Here is a 579-nt window from a genome sequence, read left to right as displayed (position 1 = left end):
GCCACCTGGACTACCTGCAGCGGCTCGACTTCCAGGTGAAGGTGCGCGGCTTCCGCATCGAGCTGGGCGAAATCGAAGCCTCCCTGCTCGCGCATGCCTCCGTGCATGAGGCCGTCGTCCTCGCTCGCGAAGACGTCCCCGGGGACAAGCGCCTCGTCGCGTACCTCGTGCCTGTCTCGGGCCGGCAGGTGGACACCTCGGTGCTGCGCGCATTCCTCAAGGAGCGGCTGCCCGAGTACATGGTGCCCTCGGCCTTCCTCGTCCTGGAGGCCCTGCCCCTCAACGCCAACGGCAAGTTGGACCGCAAGGCGCTGCCCGCACCCGACGCCTCACCCCTCGCGGACTTCGTCGCCCCTCGCAACCCCGCCGAAGAGAAGCTCGCCAAGGTCTTCGGCCTCGTCCTGCGCCGCGAGCAGGTCAGCATCCACGACGACTTCTTCGCCCTCGGGGGCCACTCCCTGCTGGCCACGCAGCTCATCTCACGCGTGCGCAGCACATTGGGCGTGGAGCTGCCGCTCCGTGCCCTCTTCGAAGCGCCCACCGTGGCCGCGCTCGCAGAGCGCCTCAGCGCCAACACCT

General features: G+C 69.3%; 1 protein-coding gene. It reads left to right on the top strand.

What is annotated here, in order from left to right; genetic code table 11:
- Positions 1-579, top strand: a 579-nt coding sequence (locus tag D7V93_RS43845; protein ID WP_208723381.1) for a phosphopantetheine-binding protein, incomplete at both ends; no start/stop codon positions are given.

It is taken from the genome of Corallococcus llansteffanensis (genome assembly GCF_003612055.1).
In the GTDB taxonomy this organism is placed as follows: domain Bacteria; phylum Myxococcota; class Myxococcia; order Myxococcales; family Myxococcaceae; genus Corallococcus; species Corallococcus llansteffanensis.
This window is presented reverse-complemented; position numbering and strand designations above follow the sequence as displayed.